Consider the following 20,225-nt stretch of genomic DNA (forward strand, 5'->3'; position numbering starts at 1 on the left):
CGGACTGATCACTTTGGGAGATTCGGCATGAAAGAGCCAAACGATTCCGAGCATGTAGACCCCGTGTGCGGCATGGTGGCCGACCCGGCCAGCGCGCCCAGTCTGGAACATGCCGGCAAGACCTATTTTTTCTGCAGCGAGCGGTGCCGGGACAAGTTCTCGGCCGAGCCCGAGCGCTATCTGCACCCTGCACCCCGGGATGCCGAACCCGCCCCGGCCGGCACGCGTTACGTCTGCCCGATGTGCGAGGGCGTCGCGCAGGACCGGCCCGGCAATTGCCCCAGGTGCGGCATGGCGCTGGAGCCGGAGACCCCGCAGCTCACGCGCACGATCTATACCTGTCCGATGCATCCGGAGATCGAGCGGGAAGAGCCGGGCGACTGCCCGATTTGCGGGATGGCGCTGGAGCCGAAGACCGTCACCGCCGAGAATCAGGCGAGCCCTGAGCTCAAGGACATGACGCGGCGCCTATGGGTGGGTGCGCTGCTGACCGTGCCGGTGGTAATTCTGGCCATGGGGGGATATATCCCGGGCGTCGAGATGGAGGCATTCGTTCCCCACCAGATCGGGATATGGCTTGAGCTGGCGCTGGCCACACCCGTGGTGCTGTGGAGTGGCTGGCCATTCTTCGAGCGTGGCTATCGCTCAGTGGCGACCTGGAATCTCAACATGTTCACGCTGATCGCCCTGGGGGTCGGCGTGGCCTACGTCTATAGCGTTGTCGCCACCATTTTCCCGCACATCTTCCCACCGTCGTTCCAGGACGAATCCGGACGCGTGGCGGTGTACTTCGAGGCCGCCGCCGTGATCGTCACCCTGGTCTTGGTCGGCCAGGTCATGGAGCTGCGCGCACGCAGCCAGACCAATGCGGCCATCAAGGCCCTGCTGGGTCTGGCGCCCAACACCGCACGCCGCGTCAACTCGGACGGCACCGAGGAAGATATACCACTGGAACAGGTGCAGCTCGGCGACAAGCTACGGGTGCGCCCCGGCGAGAAGGTGCCGGTGGACGGCGTGGTGCTCGAAGGCAGCTCCTCGGTGGACGAATCAATGATCACCGGCGAACCCATCCCCGTCGAGAAAGGCGCAGACGACAGGGTTATCGGCGCCACCGTGAACGGCACGGGCTCACTGGTGATCGAGGCGGAGCGCGTGGGCAGCGACACCCTGCTCTCGCAAATCGTGCAGATGGTCGCCGAGGCGAGCCGCAGCCGAGCACCCATACAGAACCTGGTGGACGTGGTAGCGAGTTATTTCGTGCCGGCAGTGGTCGTTACCGCCGTGATCACCTTCATCGTTTGGGGGATCTGGGGCCCCGCGCCGGCGATGGCCTATGCCCTGATCAATGCCGTAGCGGTCCTGATCATCGCGTGTCCGTGCGCCCTGGGTCTGGCCACCCCCATGTCCATCATGGTGGCCAGCGGCAAAGGCGCCTCCCTGGGCGTGCTGTTCAAGAACGCCGAGGCCATCCAGACCCTGCGCCAGGTCGACACCTTGATCGTGGACAAGACCGGCACGCTCACCGAGGGCCGGCCGCATCTTCAGGACGTGTTCGCAGCCACTGGCTTCGACGAGGAGCAGGTATTGGCCTGGGCAGCCGGACTGGAGCGCGGCAGTGAGCACCCGCTGGCGGCGGCCATCGTCCAGGGCGCGGAAGAGCGCGGCGTCTCACCGGAGCGCGCGACGGGCTTCGAGTCGATTACGGGCAAGGGCGTCCGGGGCCAGGTCGGCGGTCACGAGGTGGCGTTGGGTAACCGCGCCCTGATGCGCATGTTGGACGTGGATGCCGAGGCGCTGGCTGAGCGCGCGGAAACCTTTCGCGCCGAAGGCAAGACAGCCATGTTCGTGGCCCTGGACGGGCGGCCAGCCGGGCTTGTCACCGTCGCCGATCCCGTCAAGGAGACCACCCCGGATGCGATACGGGCGTTGCACGAGGCCGGGCTGCGCATCACGATGCTGACGGGTGACAGCGAGACCACCGCGCGTGCGGTCGCCGGCCGGCTCGGTATCGACGAAGTGCTCGCCGAGGTCTTGCCGGAGCAAAAGGCCGAGAAGGTCAAGTCGCTACAGGCCGAAGGCCGGTTCGTGGCCATGGCCGGTGACGGCATCAACGACGCACCCGCCCTGGCTCAGGCCCAGGTCGGCATCGCCATGGGCACAGGCACCGATGTGGCCATGGAAAGCGCCGGCGTGACCTTGGTCAAGGGGGACCTGCGAGGCATCGTGCGCGCGATCAAACTCAGTCGGGCAACCATGCGTAACATCAAGCAGAACCTGTTCTTCGCCTTCGTCTACAACAGCCTGGGGGTGCCCGTCGCAGCCGGAATCCTCTACCCGTTCTTCGGCATTCTGCTCTCGCCCATCATCGCGGCGGCAGCAATGTCGTTCAGCTCCGTGTCGGTGGTAGGCAACGCCCTACGCTTACGCCGTCAGGAAGTGTGACGTGCACAGATTCGGCTGGTATCGGACCAAGATCCTCGGCGCGCTGGTCAACGGTGGCTTTCTGTCGGGAGCCCACATTCTTCCGAAACGTAAGGCTTGCTGTAACTTAGTTATCAAATCAGGAGGCGTCGTGCCATGACTTATTCGATTGGCCAACTTGCAAAGATGGCAGACTCCGATGTGGAAACCGTTCGCTATTATGAGCGGCGCGGCTTGATGCCGAAACCGCCCCGCACCAAGGCCGGTTATAGGAAGTATTCGCCGGATGAGGTGCGGCGTTTCCGTTTCATTCGTCGCGCGAAAACGCTCGGCTTCACGCTTCGTGAAATCGCTACACTCCTGCGTTTGCAGGAAGGCGGCGACCGGGCCGAAGTGAAAGATATTGCGCAAACCAAGCTTTCACAGGTCGAGGCGCGGATCAAGGATTTGCAACACATGCGTTCCGTGCTCACCGAGCTCCTTGCTCACTGCTCCGGGAGCGGCCCTGTCACGGGTTGTCCGATCATAGAGGCCTTGAACAGTGACACCGCGCCGCCCGAGATGGCATCATCGGCCCCGCCAGGGCCGGTGCGCCTACGCGATCGCCTCGACCAATGATCGCGTGCCTGGATTAATCGAGTGTGGCGTACAGCTATTGACTCCGTACTATGGTCCAGGCGTAATATGCGACGCATTATGAGGCAGCAGCGCCAACCTTTGCGACACTTGCGATTGCTATTCATCCTGGTCTTGGCGGCCTCAGTGCCGCTGCCGGCGCTGGCCTCCTCGCTTGGCATGCCGCATTGCCAGACTATGCAGCAGGCCGGAGGTGATGTCGCGGCAGACGCCGCCTCACCAGCGCAAGGCACGGCACTGAACCAACCGGCGATGGACGACGACACGTGCGATTGCGACGATGGCTCGGCCTGCACGATGCCCTGCGCCGTCGGTGGCATAGCCGTGCTTGATTCCGATCTTCTGTCCTCTCATAACCTAGTTCCCTCCGGCGAGCGCCTCAGCCCCAAGCCCGCGAGTGCTCTACCCGCCCACGAAGCCGAGCTGCTCCGACCTCCGCTACGTCTCCAGAGCTAACCCGCGCGTCGGCACGATTGGCTCGTGCCGAGCTTTCGCCAGTTCTGGAGATGAACCATGCCTCATGGCAATACGACGCGGCGCTATGCCGCACGTAATCCTGTAAGGGGGACGGCCGGCTCTGTTTCCCCGTGGGGCCTAGGTGCCCTGATCGCTCTTGTCTTTGTGAGCGTGACAGCGGCGGCACAAGAGACGCTCCCCGAGGGACAGCGTCTGCACGCCGATCACCTCGTCGAACGTGTTTTGTCCGACAACGCGGGCCTGGACGCCCTGCGTGCCGCCGTCGACGCCGCCGAGGCGCGCGTCGTGCCCGCCGGCTCGCTGCCCGATCCGCAGCTGTCGGGGGCCGTGGCGCCGGAGACGATCGACGGGCTCGATGCCCCGACCGGTCGCGACCGGGGCACCAATTTCCGCGTCGAGATCAGCCAATCCTTTCCCTGGCCGGGCACGCTCGGCCTGCGCGCCGAGGCTGCACGCGAGGAGGCGGCCGCCGCCACCGAGAACGTCGCCGCCCTGCGCCTGCGCCTGGCCGCGGCCGCCAAGGCCGCCTACGCGGAATGGCGCTACGTGCACCGGGCGTTGGCGATCAACGCCGACAATCGGGAGCTGGTGGACGAGCTGAGACGGGTGGCCGAGCAACGCTACGCCGCCGGCTTGACCCGGCAACAGGATGTCCTGCAGGCCGAGGTCGAGTTGCAGCGTCTCGAGCACCAAGCCATCCAGCTAAAGCGCGCCAAGCGCGGGGTGCGGGCAAAGATCAACGCCTTGCTCAACCGCCCGGCGACCGAATCGCTGGCCGAGCCCGCCGGATTGCCGCAGCCACAAAGCCTTCCTCCCTACGAAAGAATGCGGGACCAGGCGCTGTCGTCCCACCCCGAGCTGGCGCGGATCCAACGTCGTATCGCCGCCAACCAGGATCGCGAGGCCGTCGCGCGGAAGGAGTTCTACCCGGACTTCAAGGTCTTCAGCGGCTACAACAAGTTATGGGACGCCGACGAGAAGCGTTGGATCGTCGGCGCCGGCATCAGCCTGCCGCTGAGCCGGGACAAATACCGCGCCCGGCTTGATGAGGCCAAGGCCGACACCCTGCGCCTCGAATTCGAACTCACCGACCGGCGCGCGCAACTGCTCAGCCAACTGGAGCAGGCGCACGCCGCGGCCGAAGAAGCCCAACACAGCATCGCCCTGTACGAGAACGAGCTGGTCCCGCTGGCGCGGGAGAACCTGAGCGCCGCGCGCGCCGAGTACGGCGCCGGCGGCGGCTCGTTCCTGGCCGTGATCGATGCGGAAAGGAACAAGCTGGACGCGGAGCTGAACCTGGCGCGCGTGCGCGCCGACCACTTCGCCGCGATCGGCGATCTGCAGCGTTGGACCGCCGCCGACCTGCCGGCCACGTCGACGCCCGGTCCCATGAATACCCTGGAGCCCTCCTATGAGTAAGAAAGTCCTGGCCCTGGGCCTGGCGGCCCTGTTGGTCATCGCTGCCAGCATCGTTGGCTGGTCGCTTTTGCGAGACACGGGCGGCGACGCCGGATCCGTGTCCCTGGCCGAGGCGCCCACCTATCAATCCGGGCCATTCCGCCTGTCGGTGACCGTCTCCCCCGAGACGCCGGTGGTGGGCGAGAACCGGTTGGGCGTCCTGCTGGAGGACGCCGACGGCAACCCCGTCTCCGGGGCCAGGATCAAGGCCGTGGCCACCATGCCGGCGATGGGCAGCATGCCCGCCATGCACGCCCCCGCCGATCTCGAAGAGACCGAGCCGGGACGCTACACGGGCCCCTTCGAGCTCTCGATGAAGGGCGCCTGGCCGTTGACGCTGAAGATCGCGAAAGACGGCCTCGGCAAGACGCAGATCGCCTTCGACATGGCGACCGGCCGGACCGGCCTGGAGCTCGACACCGGCGGCCGGCGCATCGACGGCGGGGCCGCGGGCGAAACGGATTCAGGCGGGCAAGCAGCCGATGCGGCTTCCGACATGCCCACGATCAACCTCGACAACCGCCGGCGCCAGCTCATCGGTCTCGAAACGACGGAAGTCGAGCGGCAGCGACTGGTGCGCGAAATCCGCGCCGTGGGCGAGATCGTCTACGACGAGACCCGCGTAAGCGATGTCACGCTCAAGTACGACGGTTGGGTCGGTGATCTGCAGGTCGACTACGTCGGCGCCCAGGTCGAGCGCGGCCAGGTGCTGTTCGGCATCTACAGCCCGGAGCTGTTCTCGGCCCAGCAGGAGTACCTGGAGACTCGCCAGCGGCTGTCCCGCCGCGGCCCCGGCGACAGCCTCCTGAAGGCCGCCCGCCAGCGGCTGATGCTGTGGGATATCGCACCGGCGCAGGTACGCGCGATCGAGCGGCGCGGCGAACCAATCAAGTACTTGCCCATTCAGGCGCCCGCCACCGGCACGGTGGTGGAGAAAAACGTGGTCGAGGGCTCGGCCGTCAACAAGGGCCAGACCCTGATGCGCATCGCCGATCTGTCCACCGTGTGGGTCGACGCCGAGGTCTACGACAGCGAGTTGCCGCTGGTCCACGCGGGCATGACGGCCGAGGTCACCCTGCCCTACCTGCCGGACGCCCGTTATCAGGCCAAGGTGGACTACGTCTATCCCTACCTACAGGGACAGACCCGCACCGGCCAGCTCCGTCTGTCCCTGCCCAACCCGGACGGGCGCCTGAAGCCGGACATGTACGCGCAAGTCCGCCTTCAGGCGGATCTGGGCGAGCGCCTGGCGGTACCGGAGTCGGCGGTGCTGTTCTCCGGTGACGCGCGCGTGGTGTTCGTCGATCTGGGCGACGGCCGCCTGCAACCCCGCCGCATCGAGACCGGCCAGCGTACCGAAGATTATATCGAGGTCGCCTCGGGCCTGGAGGCCGGCGAAACCGTCGTGACCTCCGGCAATTTCCTGATCGACGCCGAGACGCGCCTGAAGACGGGGATCAAGCAATGGTGAGCGAAAAGACACATGGCGCCGGCGACCGGCCGGACTGGATCCAGCGACTGATCGCGTACTGCGCCCGCAATCCATTGCTGGTTCTGATGCTGGTGGCCGCGGCCACCGTCTGGGGCTGGCGCTCGCTGGACGGCGCGCCGCTGGACGCGATCCCCGACCTGTCCGACGTGCAGGTGATCGTGTTCACCGAGTGGCCGGGCCGCAGCCCGGATCTTGTCGAGGACCAGATCACCTATCCGCTGGTCACGACCCTGCTGGCCGCCCCCAACGTCGACTTCGTGCGCGGCCAGAGCTTCATGGGCCTGTCCTTCGTCTACGTGATCTTCGAGGACGGCACCGACATCTACTGGGCGCGCTCGCGGGTGCTGGAATACCTCAACTCGGCATCCAAGGATCTGCCGGAGGGCGTCAATCCCACCCTGGGCCCGGACGCCACCGGCGTCGGCTGGGTCTACCAGTACGCCCTGCGGGATACCTCGGGCAACCAGAACCTGGCCGAGCTGCGCAGCCTCCAGGACTTCAACATCCGCTACGCCCTGGAGGCGGTCGACGGGGTTGCCGAGGTGGCCTCGGTCGGCGGCTACGAGAAGGAGTACCAGGTCAACGTCGACCCCAACAAGCTGGCGTCCTACGGCTTCTCCCTGGACCGGGTGATCGACGCGGTCCGCGACTCCAACAACGACGTCGGCGGCCGGGTGCTGGAGGTCGCCGGGCACGAGCACTTCATCCGCGGCCGCGGGTATGTGCAATCCGTCGACGACCTGAAAAAGGTGGCGCTCGGCGCCGGGCCCGGCGGCACGCCGGTGACGCTCGACCAGGTCGCCGACATCCAGCTCGGGCCCGCCATGCGCCGCGGCCAGGCCGATCTCAACGGCGAGGGCCTGACCGTGGGCGGCATCGTGGTGATGCGTTACGGCGAGAACGCCTTGGACGTGATCGAGCGGGTCAAGCAGCGCCTGGACGAGGTCCGGGCCTCGCTGCCCGAGGGCGTGGAGATCGTGCCGGTCTACGACCGCTCGGATCTGATCAAGCGCGCCATCGACACGCTCACGCGGATCCTGGCCGAGGAGATGCTCATCGTCTCCCTGGTGATCCTGGTGTTCCTGTTGCACCTGCGCTCGGCCCTGGTGGCGGTGATCACCCTGCCGATCGCGGTGCTGCTGGCCTTCATCCCCATGTACTACCAGGGACTGACCGCCAACATCATGTCGCTGGGCGGCATCGCCGTGGCGATCGGCGCCATGGTGGACGCGGCGATCGTGATCATCGACAACATCCACAAGCGGCTGGCCGCCTGGCAGTCCGGCGAGGCGCCCCCCGAGGAGCGCGCCAAGTCACGCACAGTAGTGATAATCGAGGGGATGCAGGAGGTGGGTCCGTCCATCTTCTTCTCGCTGCTGATCATCGCGGTGTCGTTCCTGCCGGTGTTCGCCCTGGAAGGCAGCGAGGGGCGGCTGTTCAAACCGCTGGCCTACACCAAGACCTATTCCATGTTCTTCGCCGCGCTGCTGTCGGTCACGCTGGTGCCGGCGCTGGCCGTGCTGCTGATACGCGGCAAGATCCGCGGCGACAAGAGCCGGCTGAACCGCGCCTTGCAGCGGGCCTACATGCCGGTGATCCGGGCGGCGGTCCACGCCCGCTGGTTCGTCATCGGCCTGGCCGCGGCGGCCCTGGTGGCCACCGTCCCGGTCTACCAGCAGCTTGGCAGCGAATTCATGCCGCCGCTCAACGAGGGCTCGATCCTGTACATGCCCACCGCCCTGCCCGGCATGTCCATCGAGCAGGCCAACCGGACCCTGCAGACCATGGACCGGCGGCTGATGGAGTTCCCCGAGGTCAAGCGGGTATTCGGCAAGGTCGGCCGCGCGACCACCGCCACCGATCCCGCGCCGCTGTCCATGTTCGAGATCAACGTGATGCTCGAGCCCAAGGCGCAGTGGCGCGAGGGCATGACCTGGGACAAGCTGATCCAGGAGATGGACCAGGCGATGGATTTCGCCGGCATGCCCAACATCTGGTGGATGCCGATCCAGACCCGCACCGAGATGCTGGCCACCGGCATCCGCTCGTCGCTGGGCATCAAGGTGCTCGGCCCGGACCTGGAGCAGATCGAATCCACCGGCATCGCCATCGAGCAGGCGCTGCAGGCCGATCCCCGCACCGCGCCGTACACGCGCAGCGCCTTCGCGGAGCGCACAACCGGCGGCTATTTCCTGGATTTCACCGTCGACCGGGCGGCCGCCGCCCGCTACGGGCTCAACGTCGGCGACGTCCAGGACGTAATCGTCGCCGCCATGGGCGGTCGCGCCGTGTCGCAGACGGTGGAGGGCCGCGAACGCTACGACATCCTGGTGCGTTACGCGCGGGATTTCCGCGACGACATCCAGTCGCTGGAGCGCACCCTGATCACCACGGCCGACGGCGCGCAAATCCCGATTTCCCAAGTGGCCGATATCGAGTTCACCACCGGCCCGCCCAGCATCCGCGACGAGGACGGCCAGCTCGCCGGCTTCGTGTTCGTCGACGTCAAGTCGGACATCGGCATCGCCGACTACGTGGAGAAAGCCAAGCGGGTGGTCGAGGACAAGGTCGACATGCCGCCCGGCTACCGCCTGGCCTGGGCCGGCCAGTTCAAGTACTACGAGCGGGCCAAGGCGCGCCTCCAGATCCTGGTGCCGCTGACCATCGGCCTGATCTTCTTCATGCTGTTCATGCACCGCGGCTCGCTGATCGAGACCGCGATCATCATGCTCAGCCTGCCGTTCTCGCTGGTCGGCAGCGTCTGGCTACTCTGGCTGTTGGGTTACAAGCTGTCCGTGGCGGTGGCCGTGGGCATCATCGCGGTCTCCGGTCTGGCCGTCGAGCTGGGCCTGCTGATGATGGTCTACCTGGACCTCGCCTGGCTGCGCTACCGCAACGAAGATCTGATCCACAGCCGCACCGACCTGCTCGCGGCGATCGAGGTCGGCGCCAGCCACCGCATCCGCCCCATGCTGATGACCGGCCTGGCGCTGTTCATGGGCCTGGTGCCCATCATGCTCAGCACCGGCTCCGGCGCCGACGTCATGAAGCGCATCGCCGCGCCCATGCTCGGCGGCGTGGCCTCGGCGCTGATCATGGTGCTGATCGTGTTCCCGGCCATCTACTCGTTCTGGCGGGGGCGCGGCTTGCCGCAGGTGGCCGATACGGAGTCGGGCACAACCAGATCCGGAGGACATCGTGGCGCATGATCGCCGCTACTCGAAACAGAGACTCGCGTGCCGGATAAACCGGCGGGCGACAGACCCCGGGCCCAGCCCCGACAACAGGAGGTTCCAACCGTGAAAGCACGACAACGCAACCTATGGCCGGCCCTCATCGCCGGCGCGTCGCTGGGCTTGACCGCCGGCCTGGCCGGCGCGGGCGCACCGGCCACGCAACTGGCGACTGAGGCAAAGCCCGTTCTGACGGAGGAGGCCAGACAGCGACATCGGCATGGCCCGCCCGGCAAGGGCACCGTTCATCGCCATAAACATCGAGAACGCTCGAAACAGGCCGAGGGCCAGGCCAGGACGGATGACCCCGAGGGAAACCGGACCCGCCGGCGTTCCGGGCCACCCGGGAAGTTCCCGTACCGACGGTGATAGCGGCAAGGAAGGACGGTGGGCACAGCGATGCCGCCGGCCGCCTCGCGGTCCGCCGGCACTGCCCCGGATTCCGTCATCCGTGAATTCTTCTCAACCACGCAAAGGACATTAAGACCATGAAAACACTTGAAAGCATTTTCCTCACCTTGCTCAGCGCATTCGCCGGCATCGCCAACGCCGCGGAACAAGCCGGACCCGGCCAGATGGGCGATAACGGCATGATGGACGGAGGAATGATGAACGGCAGCATGATGATGAGCGGGCCCGCCATGTTCGTCTGCGTTCTGTTCGGCCTGCTTATCCTCATTGCCCTGATTCTCGCAATCCTGGCGCTGATCAAGTATCTGCGGAGCGACAAGTCATGAGCCGCGCAAGCACGAAAACCGCTCGGCACCTCGTGCAGTTGACTCTGGCCCTCGTGATCGGTCTCGCCAGTATGCAACCGCTGTCCGCGGCGCCACCGGTTACGGCGGCCTTGTACAAGAACCCCGACTGCCAGTGCTGCGACGCCTACGCGGCCTATTTGCGGCGGCACGGCCTCGAGGTGACGGTGATCGCCACCAGCGATCTCATTGCGGTCAAGCGTGAGCATGGCGTGCCCCGCCAGCTGGCGGCGTGCCACACGATGACGATCGACGAGTACGTGGTCGAGGGTCACGTCCCCATCGGGGTGATCGAGAAGCTGCTGCGTGAACGTCCGGCCATACAAGGCGTGTCACTGCCCGGCATGCCGCCCGGCTCGCCCGGGATGACGGGCGAAAAGCAGCAGCCGTTTGTGATCTACGCTATCGACAAGGGGGAACCGCGGGTCTATACGACCCACTGACACCCTAGGAGCCCCATCGATGCAACGCGAATCGAACGACAAGCAACCCCAGGACGACGCCGACCGAGGATCAGCAAGCTGGTGGCCACGATACCGGGTCTCGCTCACCCTCGCCGCGGCCGTCGCCATCGGCCTGGCCTTGGGCTGGGACTGGCTCGCCGCCACCGGCCTGCTCGGGATTGTGCTGATCCTGCTGGCTTGCTTGGCGATGTGCGCCATCGCCATGCGCGGCGGCAGTGGCGGCCGCGATTCAGGCGGGTGAGGCTCCCGCACACGCAAACCACGCGAGGTTGCGGATGAATGAATCCATTGCCCATTCAGGCGCCTGGGGTATCGCGCTGATCGTCATCGTGCTGGTCTCCTGGCTGTTCTACCGTTACTTCGCGCCCATCCGATGGCGTGAATGGGCCGGCGCCGGGCTAGTGCAGGCCTTCATCATCGCGCTGTACGCGGAGATGTACGGCTTCCCGCTCACCATCTATCTGCTGGTGCGTTTCTTCGGCCTCGACAGCGCGTACGTCAGCGCCAACCTCTGGTCCACGCTGATCGGGCTAGGCGAGACCGGGATGCTGATCTCCATGCTGCTCGGCTTCGGGCTCGCCCTTATCGGCATTGGCCTGTTCGTCCAGGGATGGCGGCAGGTGCACCGCGCGCGCAAGGAAGATCGGCTGGTCACCCATGGGCTGTATGCCTTCGTGCGCCATCCCCAGTACACCGGCCTGTTCCTCGCCTTGTTCGGCGAGGGTGTGGTGCACTGGCCCACGTTGTTCTCGGTCGGGTTGTTTCCGCTGATCGTGCTGGCCTATTACCGGCTGGCTCGGCACGAGGAGCGGCACATGCTGGCCGAGTTCGGCGACACCTATCGCGCTTATCAGCGCCGGGTGCCGATGTTTATCCCCCGCTGGGGCCAGTGGCGAAGGTTTGCCGATGCCTCCCAGGACGGCATCGATGACAGCGACTCGCAATGGAGGAAGCGACCATGAACGATATCGACCCAGCCCGCAGAACGCTGTTGCGCCGCATCGGTGGCACCACCGTCGCCACGGCACTGTTTCCGGGGCTGCTCCTAAGCGCCTGCGGCAACGGCACGAGCGCCGGCACGCGCAGCGCCACGGCGGCTCGCCACGGGCTCGAGCGCGGCCCGTTCGACGTCGATCTGCGGCTGCGCGCGCAGCCAGGCACGGCGCCCATTCTGCCCGGCACGCCCAGCGAGGTCTGGCGCTACACGGCCGAACTGCGCAACGGCCCCGCGGATACCGTTGCCCCGGTGGGCGACAGCTACACCGGTCCGCTGATCCGGCTGCGCCGCGGCCAGCGCTTTCGCGCCCGGCTGGAGAACGGCCTGCCGGAGGACACCACCGTCCACTGGCACGGCCTGCATGTGCCGCCGGACGTGGACGGCCAGCCGCGGCTGCCGATCAAGCCTGGCGAGGCCATGACGGTGGCCTTCGAGGTGCGCGACCGCGCCGGACTGTACTGGTATCACCCGCATCCGCACGGGCCGGACGGCGGCCGGGTCGGCTTCCAGAGCTATGCGGGCTTGACCGGCCCGCTGGTCATCGAGGACGAAAGCGAGCGCTCCTTGGGGCTGCCCGCCGGGGATCAAGAGATGATCCTGGTCCTTCAGGACCGGAGCTTCGCCGGCGACAACGAGCTGACCTACATCGGCAGCGGCATGGGCACCATGATGAGGCGCATGCGCGGCTTTCTCGGCGACCGAGTGCTGGTCAACGGCCAACCCGATGCCGTGCGCGAGGTCGCTACCCGGCCCTATCGCCTGCGGCTCGTCAACGGCTCCAACTCGCGCATCTATAAGCTGGCCTGGAGCGACGGCCGGCCCATGACCGTGCTCGGCACGGACGGCGGCCTGCTGACAGCCCCGCTAAAGCAGCCCTTCGTGACGCTGGCGCCCGCGCAGCGCATCGACCTGTGGCTGGATTTGTCTAGCTCCGAGCCGGGCGACGAGCTGCGCTTGCTCAGCCAGGGCTATCAGGCGGGCATGATGAACGGAATGATGGGAGGCGGGATGATGGGAGACATGATGGGCGGCTCGGAGCTCCCGGCGGGCGCCCGTTTCCCTCTGCTCACCCTGCGCGTGACGCGCCGCGAGAGTGGCGGCGAGCCGCTCCCCGAACGCTTGGTTGACAACCTGCAGACACCGGCGGTCAACCGCGACACGCTGGTGCGCCGCTTCGAGTTGGGCATGGCCATGATGCGCGGCTTCACCATCAACGGCCGCCGGTTCGAGGGCACCAATGTGGCCGACGACGAGGTCGTGCGCCTGGGCGACACCGAGATCTGGGAGTTTGCCAACGACACTATGATGCCTCACCCCATGCACGTGCATGGCTTGCAGTTCACGGTCGTAGGCCGCCAGCAGACCGGCGGGCGCCACGGCTGGGGCGGGCTCGAAGACGGGCTGGTGGATGCCGGCTGGCACGACACCGTGCTGGTCTTGCCCGGCGAGCGCGTGCGCATCGCGCTGACCTTCGAGGATTTCGAGGGGCTTTACATGTACCACTGCCACAACATGGAACACGAGGACGCCGGCATGATGCGCTATTACCGCGTGCGTGCCTAATCCCTCATCGCAGCCACAGGAGGCAAATGACGTGACTATCCGCTCGACCGCACAACTTGTTCACCACCAATGCACTAGGATGTCGGCTTTTGGACCATAGCCGAGGCCGTGCTGATCTATCTCGGCATTCCGTTCGTGGCCGGCTATCTGACCCGGCGCATGCTGACCCGACGCAAGGGGACGGCGTGGTACGAGGAGCGCTTTCTGCCTCGGATAGGGCCGCTGACCCTGGTCGCTCTACTTTTCACGATTCTCGCCATGTTTTCCCTGAAGGGCGGCATGGTCCTCGAGCTGCCGCTCGATGCGCTGCGCATCGCGGCGCCGCTGGCGGTGTACTTCGTCGTCATGTTCGTTGTCAGCTTCTGGATGGGCAAGCTGATCCAGGCCGACTATCCCCGCACCACCGCCATTGCCTTTACCGCAGCGAGCAATAACTTCGAGCTCGCGATAGCGGTCGCCATCGCCACCTTCGGGCTGGCGTCGCCGGTGGCGTTCGCCACGGTCATCGGCCCGCTGGTCGAGGTGCCGGTGCTGATTTCGCTGGTGACCGTTTCGCTCTGGCTCCGGAAACGTTGGTTCGAGGAAAAGCCCGCAATCCCCGTCGAAGAGGGTGCCAGGTAAACGCTATGCAACGGATACTTTTCCTGTGTGTCGCGAACTCCGCGCGTAGCCAGATGGCAGAGGGACTGGCGCGTTCAATTCTTAGCGACAAGGCGATGGTGATCAGCGCCGGCTCGGAGCCGTCGTGCGTGAACCCGCTCGCCATCGAGTCGATGGCCGAAATCGGTATCGATATCTCCGGCCACCGGTCCAAATTCGTTAGCGAGGTCGATCCCGAAGAGGTAGACCTCGTCGTGACCCTTTGCGCCGAAGAAGTCTGTCCGATCCTGCCGGGGCGTGTGCGATGCTTGCACTGGCCGATTGCGGATCCGGCATCGACGGATCCGGCCCTGACGCCCCGCCCTCGGCAAGCTTCGTCAATTCGGTGACGGCATCGAATAATGGGATGGTTGCCAGTGCAGTATCCCACCCGCCCGAGTACTACCCCGAAAATACCAGCGCGGTCGTGTACATGACCGCGATGCCGGTCAGCAGGCCGCCCGCCAGCAGCGGCTGGCCGGTCAGGCCCTGCGCCGAGGCCGTGCGACCGCGCAAATACAAGCCGACGTCGATCAGCACTTGCAGGATGGCGCCGACCCCCAGCGCCAGGCATAGGGCCGCAAACTGCGGCGAAAAGGCGTAGGCGCCGATCCAGCAGCCCGCCACCGCCGGCAGCCCGGCCAGAGCGGCCAGACCCACCCAAGTCGGCAATCTTAGCCGCGATTCGGTCAGCGGCGCCGCGATGCCGATGCCTTCGGTGACGTTGTGCAAGGTGAAACCGACCACCAGGAAGGTACCCAGGGCGATCTCCCCGGCGGCCACAGCGCTGCCGATGGCCAGACCCTCGCCCAGATTGTGCAGGCCGATGCCCAAGGCGATGCGCCAAGCAAGCGACACGCCGTCCGCGCCGCCGCCGGAGACCGCACGCAGGCCAACGAAAGCCGCCGTTGCCCCGAGCAACACCAGCAGCGGCCCCTGGAACAAGCCGGCCGCCTGATCGGCCTGTTCCAATGCCTCCAGCAGGGTATCCACGAGCAGGAACGCCAGCAGCCCCAGGGTCACCGCGAGCACGAAATCGATAATCCCCCGGCCGGAGCGGCGCAGCGCCGGATAACACAACATGCCGAGCGCCACCGGAAACAGCCCCACGTATAGACCGACCCAGGTCCACGCGCCGAACTTCGCCGGGGTCGGCTGGGGCGTGGCCTGAGCCACTTCAATGGTATGTTCAAAGGTTGCCCCAGTCGAACTCACCAGGGTCAGGTGATGGGCGTCGCCGGCGACCCACATGTAGGGAATCCGGATCCAGGCGGCCTCGCCGCGGGACAGCGGGCCTTCCGGTTGTTGCGTGAATCGCCAATAGGCGCCGTCCACCTGAACCTGGGCGATGGTGACCGGGTCGGGGCTGTCGACCCGGTATTTCAGGGCGATGCCCTGTTCGTCAAGCACCACCCGCTCGACCACGACGTCCTCGAACGGCACCGGCGCGCCACCCAGTTCTACGAGCCAATCGCCCTTGAACTGCGCGAAGATGGCCACCGCTAGCAAGGCCGGCGGCAGTAGCCAGTGCAGCCAATAGCGCGCGGTGCTCATGCCACCTCGAAGTGCCCCATCCAGCCGAGCTCCACGAACTCACTCTGGTGGGCATGGAACATGTACAGGCCCGGCTCGTGCTCGGCGAAGCTGAACTCCAGAATCCCGCGCTGAGCCTGGCACTGCATGACGGTATCCACCGTACGCAAGGTGGGCGTCAGCGTGGTGCCGTGGTCGTAGTAATCGAAGAAATTGGCGTGCACGTGGAAAGAGTTGATCGGATCGAACTCGGTCACGTTGATCAGATACACGCGAATCGGTCGGGCCCGTTCGATTCGGATCGGGCGCTCGTTATAGGCATGGGCGACGGTATTAACCGCGTAGACCTCGTTTTCCTCATCGAAATTGGTGTCGAAGCCGTTCATCACCATCACCATCTCCTGCCAGCGGGTGTTTTCCGGGGTCCCCAGCAACCGCGAGCGCGCGGCCTCGGCGTGCTCGGGATGCCGCGCCGGCTCCGGATCCACGATGAAGGCGCCGTACAGCCCCTTGTGGATATGCCGCTTCAAGGGCACCGAATGGCAGTGATAGAGATGGCAACCGAACGGCAGGGCCTCGAACTCGTAAGTGAATTGGCCGCCGGGGTAAACCTCGCCGGCGCCGGGCACGCCGTCCATGCGCGCCGGATGGATGCCGTGAAAATGAATGGTGTGGGGATGGCTGCCCTGATTGCGGAACACGATACGCACCAGATCGCCCTCGGTGGCCCGCAGGGTCGGCCCCGGCACCCGGCCGGCATAGGTCCAGGCCGGAAAGAACAGGCCCGGCGCAATCTCGATCTCCCGGTCTACGGCCACGATCTCGTATTCGCGCAGGCGTCGCCCGTCCGGCAGCCGGGACACCATGCCGCCGTCCCAGTCGGTGAGCAATGCATGCGGGTCGAAGCCGTTGCGCCGGTGATCGACTTCGCCGACGGTCGTCATGTCGTCCGAATGTAGGCCGTGGTCCACGCGGCCATGCGCCGCCGAGGGGCCGAACAGAGAACCCAACGATCCGGCCAAGCCCAGGCGCAGAAAATTGCGCCGGGAAAATCCGGGAAACCACCCGCTCGATTGCTTCACGTGATGCCGATTCGTGTTAAGTATATGCTGATTAATTTAGCACATGCTTAATTACATGTTAACCTTAGTTCAATTGGGTCACCCACAAACGAACTGGTTGTCGGCCAAAACCCTTCAGTCGCTGCCGGTCATTCAATTCGACAAATTCGGCATGCAGGTCCGGATCGCTGCGCCGCGCGTGCTCCGATACACCTTGCGTGACGATAATGCCGTCGGCAGGATGCGGGCGGTGCGGTTAATGCTGGGGCCGATAAAGGATGGGCCGCGCCGAAACCGAGTGCCGATCCTTCCGATGACTAAGGGCTTGGCGTCCACCGAGAAACGGGCCTGCGGCAGCGACGGCCGCTCGCGCCGGTACTCAGCCAGCGCCGCTCGCAAGGCAAAGGCTGCGGGTAGCGCTTCGCCGGGGCCGGCGAAGTAAAGCATGGCACCGTCGCCCTCGAAGTCGTGCACGTGGCCGCCGTGGTGCGACGCCACGTCGACCACGACCGCGTTGTCAGCCTCCCCTCCGCTGTCAGAGCCGGGGTGCCCGCGCCGGAGCCGATATCGAGCACCCTTTGATTGAGTGCCAATATTAGGCGGCGGAACCCACACTGCGCCGGATCACCAAGCCGAACAGTAAAACAGTCACTATGATCAATAGGGCGTCCCGCCATCGCATGTAAGGCGTGAGTCCGGTGCGCGGCACCAGCCGCGACGTCGTCGAGACCGCCTCAAATTGCGGCGCTTGAACGCTCACCCGGCCACGGTCATCGATCACCGCGGTCACGCCGGTATTGGTGGCCCGCAACACATAGCGTTGTGCTTCCATGGCCCGCATGCGCGCAATCTGCAAGTGCTGCCAGGGGCCAATGGTGTCGCCGAACCAGGCGTCATTGCTCATGTTGACGAGAAAGTTCGAGCCGGCTGCCAGCTTGGCGATCTCCCTGGGGAAGATGATCTCGTAGCAAATTGCGATGGCGGCACGGTATCCGGCCACCGGTAACAGCGTGATTTCGGTGCCGGGGGTGAAGTCGAACTCCGGCACGCTCAGCACGTCGAGGAGGTTGCCGAATAATCCGCGCAACGGCACGTATTCGCCGAAGGGAACGAGGTGGCGCTTGTGGTACGCCGTATCCGTGCCGACCGCGATGGCGCTGTTAAAAATCCGTGCGTCCCGGCGCGTCGGGGCGCCCAGAATTAGAGCGGTATCGGCCTCGTTCATGCGCTTGGCGAGCCTGGCCAGATAGCCAGTCGGCAGGATCTCGTAAAGCTGAGGCAGAGCCGTCTCGGGCCATACGATCAAGTCCGCCTGCCAGAAGGGCGCGCTCAGCGCGGCGTAGCGTGCAAGCGTTTTACTGCGATTTTCCGGCCGCCATTTCTCGGCTTGGTCGAAATTACCCTGCACGAGCACGACTTCCAGGGGTGGCCCGGCCGGCCGGGTCCAGTCGCGTGCCAGCCCGACATGAGTGGCGGCGCCAAGGGCCGCGACGGCAACGGCGGTTACGGCCCAGCGTCGCCAGCCACGTCCGGCGGCGCACCAGACCAGGGCCGCGGCCAGCAGGGTGACCACAGCGCTCAGGCCGAGCACGCCCGTCACCGGCGCCAGGGCCGCCGCCAGTGGCGCATCGGCCTGACTGTAGCCGAGCAGCAGCCAGGGAAAACCGGTGAATAGCCAGGTGCGCAGCCATTCCAGTGCCAGCCAGGCCGCGGGCAGCGATGCCCATAATGCCCAGGCATCGGCTTGCGGCCGTAACCTGCGCGCCAGACACAGGGCCAGGGCCGGAAACAAGGCCAGGAGGGCGATCAGGCCGCCGGTGGCGATAAAGCTGGTCACCGGCCCGCCGCCGCCATACTGCGTCATGCTGACGTGTATCCAGGATACCCCGACCCCGAACAGACCCAGACCGAACAAGTAGCCCAGGGCAAACGCCCGGCCCGGGGACGCGGTCCAGGCGTTGTGAAACAGCACCGCGACGCAGAACGGCGCCAGCCACCACCAGGACCAGGGCGCGAAGGCCAGCGGCAGGGCCGCGCCGGCCGCCGTAGTGCTCAGCCACGGCGCGAGCGAACCCGGCCTGGGTCGGCCGAGATGCAACAGGGCCTTGGCCATCGGCGGTCAGTTCCGCAATTTGAGTATGCGCCGGGCGCCGTCGAGCACCACCAGGCCGATGATGGTGCCGATAATCAAGTCCGGATAACGCGAGCCGGTCCAAGCCACCAGGACCGCGGCGAGGATCAGGCCGACATTGGCGATCACGTCATTGGCCGAGAATATCCAGCTCGCCTTCATGTGCGAGCCGCCGTGGCGGTGACGATAAATGAGAAACAGACAGGTGACGTTGGCGGCCAGTGCGACCGAACCCACGGTGATCATCAGCAACGACACGGGTTCGCTGCCGAACAGGAAGCGTCGGCCGACCTCGAAGAGCACGCCCAGGGCCATCAGCAATTGCAGCCAGCCGGCCACATGCGCGGCGCGGGTTTTCAGTTGCAGGCTGCGGCCCACCGCATACAGGGCCACGCCGTAGACCGCGGCGTCGGCGAACATGTCCAGCGAATCGGCCATCAGGCCGGTGGATTGCGCCAGCCAGCCGAGCGTGAATTCGGCGAAGAACATGAAGCCGTTGATGGCCAGCAGTATTTTCAGCGTGCCGGACTCCCGCGCATCCGCCTCGCGGCCTTGTTGCAGCGCTTGCAGATCATCGTCGTCCGCATCCCGGGTGCGCAGCAAGCGCGCCCCCAGACCCAGGGATTCGAGCTTGGGCGTGATCTCGTCCACATCCTGATCGTGTAACACCTGGACCTGGCGCTCGCCCAGATCGAATGCTAGGCCATGCACGCCGGTCACGCCATCCAGCGCCATGCGGATCATGCCTTCCTCTGAGGGGCAATCCATCTTGGGCACGGAAAATTCGCTGATCCGGCGATCTGATTTGTTTTCAGCCATGTTGGCTCCGCGCATGAAAACCATTAGCTTAATCGCTACAATCGTTATAGGTTCAACCGGCAATCATCATGTATTTCAGTATTGGCGAAACTGCCCGCCGCTGCGGCTGCTCCGTGCAATCGCTGCGGCATTATCAAGCGCTTGGACTATTACAGCCCGCCGCCCATACGGCGGGCGGCCAACGCCTGTACGACGCGGCCGGCCTGCAACGCGCGCAGTTCATCCGCGCGGCGCGAGCCATGGGCTTCGGCCTGCCGGGTATCGGCGAGATGCTGACGCTCAGCGACGCGCCCGACGCCGACTGCGAGCAAGTGTGCGCCTTGGCCCGCGCCCAGCTCCGCGAGATAGAAAAGCGCATGCGCGAACTCAGATCGCTTCAAGCCGCACTGAAGCAGTTGGTTGGCGCTTGTTCCGGGGGCATCGCCGCGGACTGCCGGATCCTTGCTGCGATGAACGGCGACGGTCTCGCTTCCAATCGGCCGGGAGAACCGCGGCGGGCGTAGTGCACTAACTTGTCCGCGAATTGCATATCTTCTATTATCCTAG

17 protein-coding genes and 1 pseudogene are annotated in these 20,225 nt (G+C 65.7%); 13 read left to right on the forward strand and 5 right to left on the reverse strand.

Annotated elements, in window-relative coordinates; all coding sequences use genetic code 11:
* Positions 1 to 27 precede the first annotated feature (27 nt).
* From PC39_RS10540 to PC39_RS10595, 12 genes and pseudogenes are all read left to right on the forward strand, one after another.
* A complete protein-coding gene (locus tag PC39_RS10540; RefSeq protein WP_353253345.1) occupies positions 28 to 2,442 on the forward strand; it encodes a heavy metal translocating P-type ATPase in 2,415 nt (804 codons plus the stop codon).
* A gap of 135 nt (positions 2,443 to 2,577) precedes the next feature.
* A complete protein-coding gene (locus PC39_RS10545; protein WP_353253346.1) occupies positions 2,578 to 3,039 on the forward strand; it encodes a MerR family transcriptional regulator in 462 nt (153 codons plus the stop codon).
* Between the two features lie 531 nt (positions 3,040 to 3,570).
* Positions 3,571 to 4,953, forward strand: coding sequence for a TolC family protein (locus tag PC39_RS10550; RefSeq protein WP_353253347.1), 1,383 nt, complete (start codon positions 3,571 to 3,573; stop codon positions 4,951 to 4,953).
* Positions 4,946 to 6,463 carry an efflux RND transporter periplasmic adaptor subunit gene (locus PC39_RS10555; RefSeq protein WP_353253348.1) on the forward strand — a complete coding sequence of 506 codons (1,518 nt, stop codon included), beginning with the start codon at positions 4,946 to 4,948 and terminating at the stop codon, positions 6,461 to 6,463. Before PC39_RS10550 ends, PC39_RS10555 begins: the two co-directional genes overlap by 8 nt.
* Complete coding sequence (locus PC39_RS10560) at positions 6,457 to 9,693, forward strand: efflux RND transporter permease subunit (RefSeq protein WP_353253349.1); 3,237 nt, start codon at positions 6,457 to 6,459, stop codon at positions 9,691 to 9,693. Before PC39_RS10555 ends, PC39_RS10560 begins: the two co-directional genes overlap by 7 nt.
* A 512-nt stretch (positions 9,694 to 10,205) precedes the next feature.
* Positions 10,206 to 10,454 carry a hypothetical protein gene (locus tag PC39_RS10565; RefSeq protein ID WP_353253350.1) on the forward strand — a complete coding sequence of 83 codons (249 nt, stop codon included), beginning with the start codon at positions 10,206 to 10,208 and terminating at the stop codon, positions 10,452 to 10,454.
* Positions 10,451 to 10,915: a DUF411 domain-containing protein gene (locus tag PC39_RS10570; RefSeq protein ID WP_353253351.1), complete on the forward strand. Its 465-nt coding sequence runs from the start codon at positions 10,451 to 10,453 to the stop codon at positions 10,913 to 10,915. Before PC39_RS10565 ends, PC39_RS10570 begins: the two co-directional genes overlap by 4 nt.
* Before the next feature lie 19 nt (positions 10,916 to 10,934).
* Positions 10,935 to 11,177, forward strand: a complete 243-nt coding sequence (locus tag PC39_RS10575; protein ID WP_353253352.1) for a hypothetical protein — start codon at positions 10,935 to 10,937, stop codon at positions 11,175 to 11,177.
* Positions 11,178 to 11,211: 34 nt separating this feature from the next.
* Entirely contained in the window at positions 11,212 to 11,898 is a 687-nt protein-coding gene (locus PC39_RS10580) for a methyltransferase family protein (RefSeq protein ID WP_353253353.1), read from the forward strand.
* Complete coding sequence (locus tag PC39_RS10585) at positions 11,895 to 13,496, forward strand: multicopper oxidase family protein (RefSeq protein ID WP_353253354.1); 1,602 nt, start codon at positions 11,895 to 11,897, stop codon at positions 13,494 to 13,496. Before PC39_RS10580 ends, PC39_RS10585 begins: the two co-directional genes overlap by 4 nt.
* Positions 13,497 to 13,583: 87 nt before the next feature.
* Positions 13,584 to 14,117 (forward strand): annotated as a pseudogene (locus tag PC39_RS10590) (arsenic resistance protein); the annotation flags it as partial.
* Between the two features lie 5 nt (positions 14,118 to 14,122).
* Positions 14,123 to 14,485: an arsenate reductase ArsC gene (locus PC39_RS10595; RefSeq protein WP_353253355.1), complete on the forward strand. Its 363-nt coding sequence runs from the start codon at positions 14,123 to 14,125 to the stop codon at positions 14,483 to 14,485.
* A 52-nt stretch (positions 14,486 to 14,537) separates the two neighbouring features.
* Here the strand turns inward: PC39_RS10595 and PC39_RS10600 are convergent, their stop codons facing one another.
* The 5 genes from PC39_RS10600 to PC39_RS10620 all read right to left on the reverse strand — a co-directional run bounded on the left by PC39_RS10600 (position 14,538) and on the right by PC39_RS10620 (position 19,703).
* Positions 14,538 to 15,689 carry a ZIP family metal transporter gene (locus tag PC39_RS10600; RefSeq protein WP_353253356.1) on the reverse strand — a complete coding sequence of 384 codons (1,152 nt, stop codon included), beginning with the start codon at positions 15,687 to 15,689 and terminating at the stop codon, positions 14,538 to 14,540.
* On the reverse strand, positions 15,686 to 16,612 hold the full coding sequence (locus PC39_RS10605) for a multicopper oxidase domain-containing protein (protein WP_353253357.1): 927 nt from the start codon (positions 16,610 to 16,612) through the stop codon (positions 15,686 to 15,688). Before PC39_RS10605 ends, PC39_RS10600 begins: the two co-directional genes overlap by 4 nt.
* A gap of 270 nt (positions 16,613 to 16,882) precedes the next feature.
* Positions 16,883 to 17,236, reverse strand: coding sequence for a hypothetical protein (locus PC39_RS10610; protein WP_353253358.1), 354 nt, complete (start codon positions 17,234 to 17,236; stop codon positions 16,883 to 16,885).
* 88 nt (positions 17,237 to 17,324) lie between these two features.
* The gene (gene lnt / locus PC39_RS10615) at positions 17,325 to 18,842 is read right to left on the reverse strand and encodes an apolipoprotein N-acyltransferase (protein ID WP_353253359.1); all 1,518 of its coding nucleotides are present in this window, start codon (positions 18,840 to 18,842) and stop codon (positions 17,325 to 17,327) included.
* A gap of 6 nt (positions 18,843 to 18,848) precedes the next feature.
* Positions 18,849 to 19,703 (reverse strand): cation efflux transmembrane domain-containing protein, encoded by an 855-nt coding sequence (locus PC39_RS10620; protein ID WP_353253360.1) that lies wholly within the window; start codon positions 19,701 to 19,703, stop codon positions 18,849 to 18,851.
* A 44-nt stretch (positions 19,704 to 19,747) separates the two neighbouring features.
* Here PC39_RS10620 and PC39_RS10625 point away from each other — a divergent pair, with 44 nt between their 5' ends.
* Positions 19,748 to 20,182 (forward strand): MerR family DNA-binding protein, encoded by a 435-nt coding sequence (locus tag PC39_RS10625; RefSeq protein ID WP_353253361.1) that lies wholly within the window; start codon positions 19,748 to 19,750, stop codon positions 20,180 to 20,182.
* Positions 20,183 to 20,225 lie beyond the last annotated feature (43 nt).

The organism is Salinisphaera sp. PC39, from assembly GCF_040361335.1.
Classification (GTDB): Bacteria; Pseudomonadota; Gammaproteobacteria; order Nevskiales; family Salinisphaeraceae; genus APNM01.

Coding starts and splice junctions, on each gene's coding strand:
- PC39_RS10560 (WP_353253349.1), top strand. CDS start 6,457: ATGGTGAGCGAAAAGACACATGGCGCCGGCGACCGGCCGGACTGGATC.
- PC39_RS10565 (WP_353253350.1), top strand. CDS start 10,206: ATGAAAACACTTGAAAGCATTTTCCTCACCTTGCTCAGCGCATTCGCC.
- PC39_RS10570 (WP_353253351.1), top strand. CDS start 10,451: ATGAGCCGCGCAAGCACGAAAACCGCTCGGCACCTCGTGCAGTTGACT.
- PC39_RS10605 (WP_353253357.1), bottom strand. CDS start 16,612: ATGACGACCGTCGGCGAAGTCGATCACCGGCGCAACGGCTTCGACCCG.
- PC39_RS10555 (WP_353253348.1), top strand. CDS start 4,946: ATGAGTAAGAAAGTCCTGGCCCTGGGCCTGGCGGCCCTGTTGGTCATC.
- PC39_RS10595 (WP_353253355.1), top strand. CDS start 14,123: ATGCAACGGATACTTTTCCTGTGTGTCGCGAACTCCGCGCGTAGCCAG.
- PC39_RS10625 (WP_353253361.1), top strand. CDS start 19,748: ATGTATTTCAGTATTGGCGAAACTGCCCGCCGCTGCGGCTGCTCCGTG.
- lnt (WP_353253359.1), bottom strand. CDS start 18,842: ATGGCCAAGGCCCTGTTGCATCTCGGCCGACCCAGGCCGGGTTCGCTC.
- PC39_RS10620 (WP_353253360.1), bottom strand. CDS start 19,703: ATGGTTTTCATGCGCGGAGCCAACATGGCTGAAAACAAATCAGATCGC.
- PC39_RS10580 (WP_353253353.1), top strand. CDS start 11,212: ATGAATGAATCCATTGCCCATTCAGGCGCCTGGGGTATCGCGCTGATC.
- PC39_RS10600 (WP_353253356.1), bottom strand. CDS start 15,689: ATGAGCACCGCGCGCTATTGGCTGCACTGGCTACTGCCGCCGGCCTTG.
- PC39_RS10540 (WP_353253345.1), top strand. CDS start 28: ATGAAAGAGCCAAACGATTCCGAGCATGTAGACCCCGTGTGCGGCATG.
- PC39_RS10575 (WP_353253352.1), top strand. CDS start 10,935: ATGCAACGCGAATCGAACGACAAGCAACCCCAGGACGACGCCGACCGA.
- PC39_RS10545 (WP_353253346.1), top strand. CDS start 2,578: ATGACTTATTCGATTGGCCAACTTGCAAAGATGGCAGACTCCGATGTG.
- PC39_RS10550 (WP_353253347.1), top strand. CDS start 3,571: ATGCCTCATGGCAATACGACGCGGCGCTATGCCGCACGTAATCCTGTA.
- PC39_RS10585 (WP_353253354.1), top strand. CDS start 11,895: ATGAACGATATCGACCCAGCCCGCAGAACGCTGTTGCGCCGCATCGGT.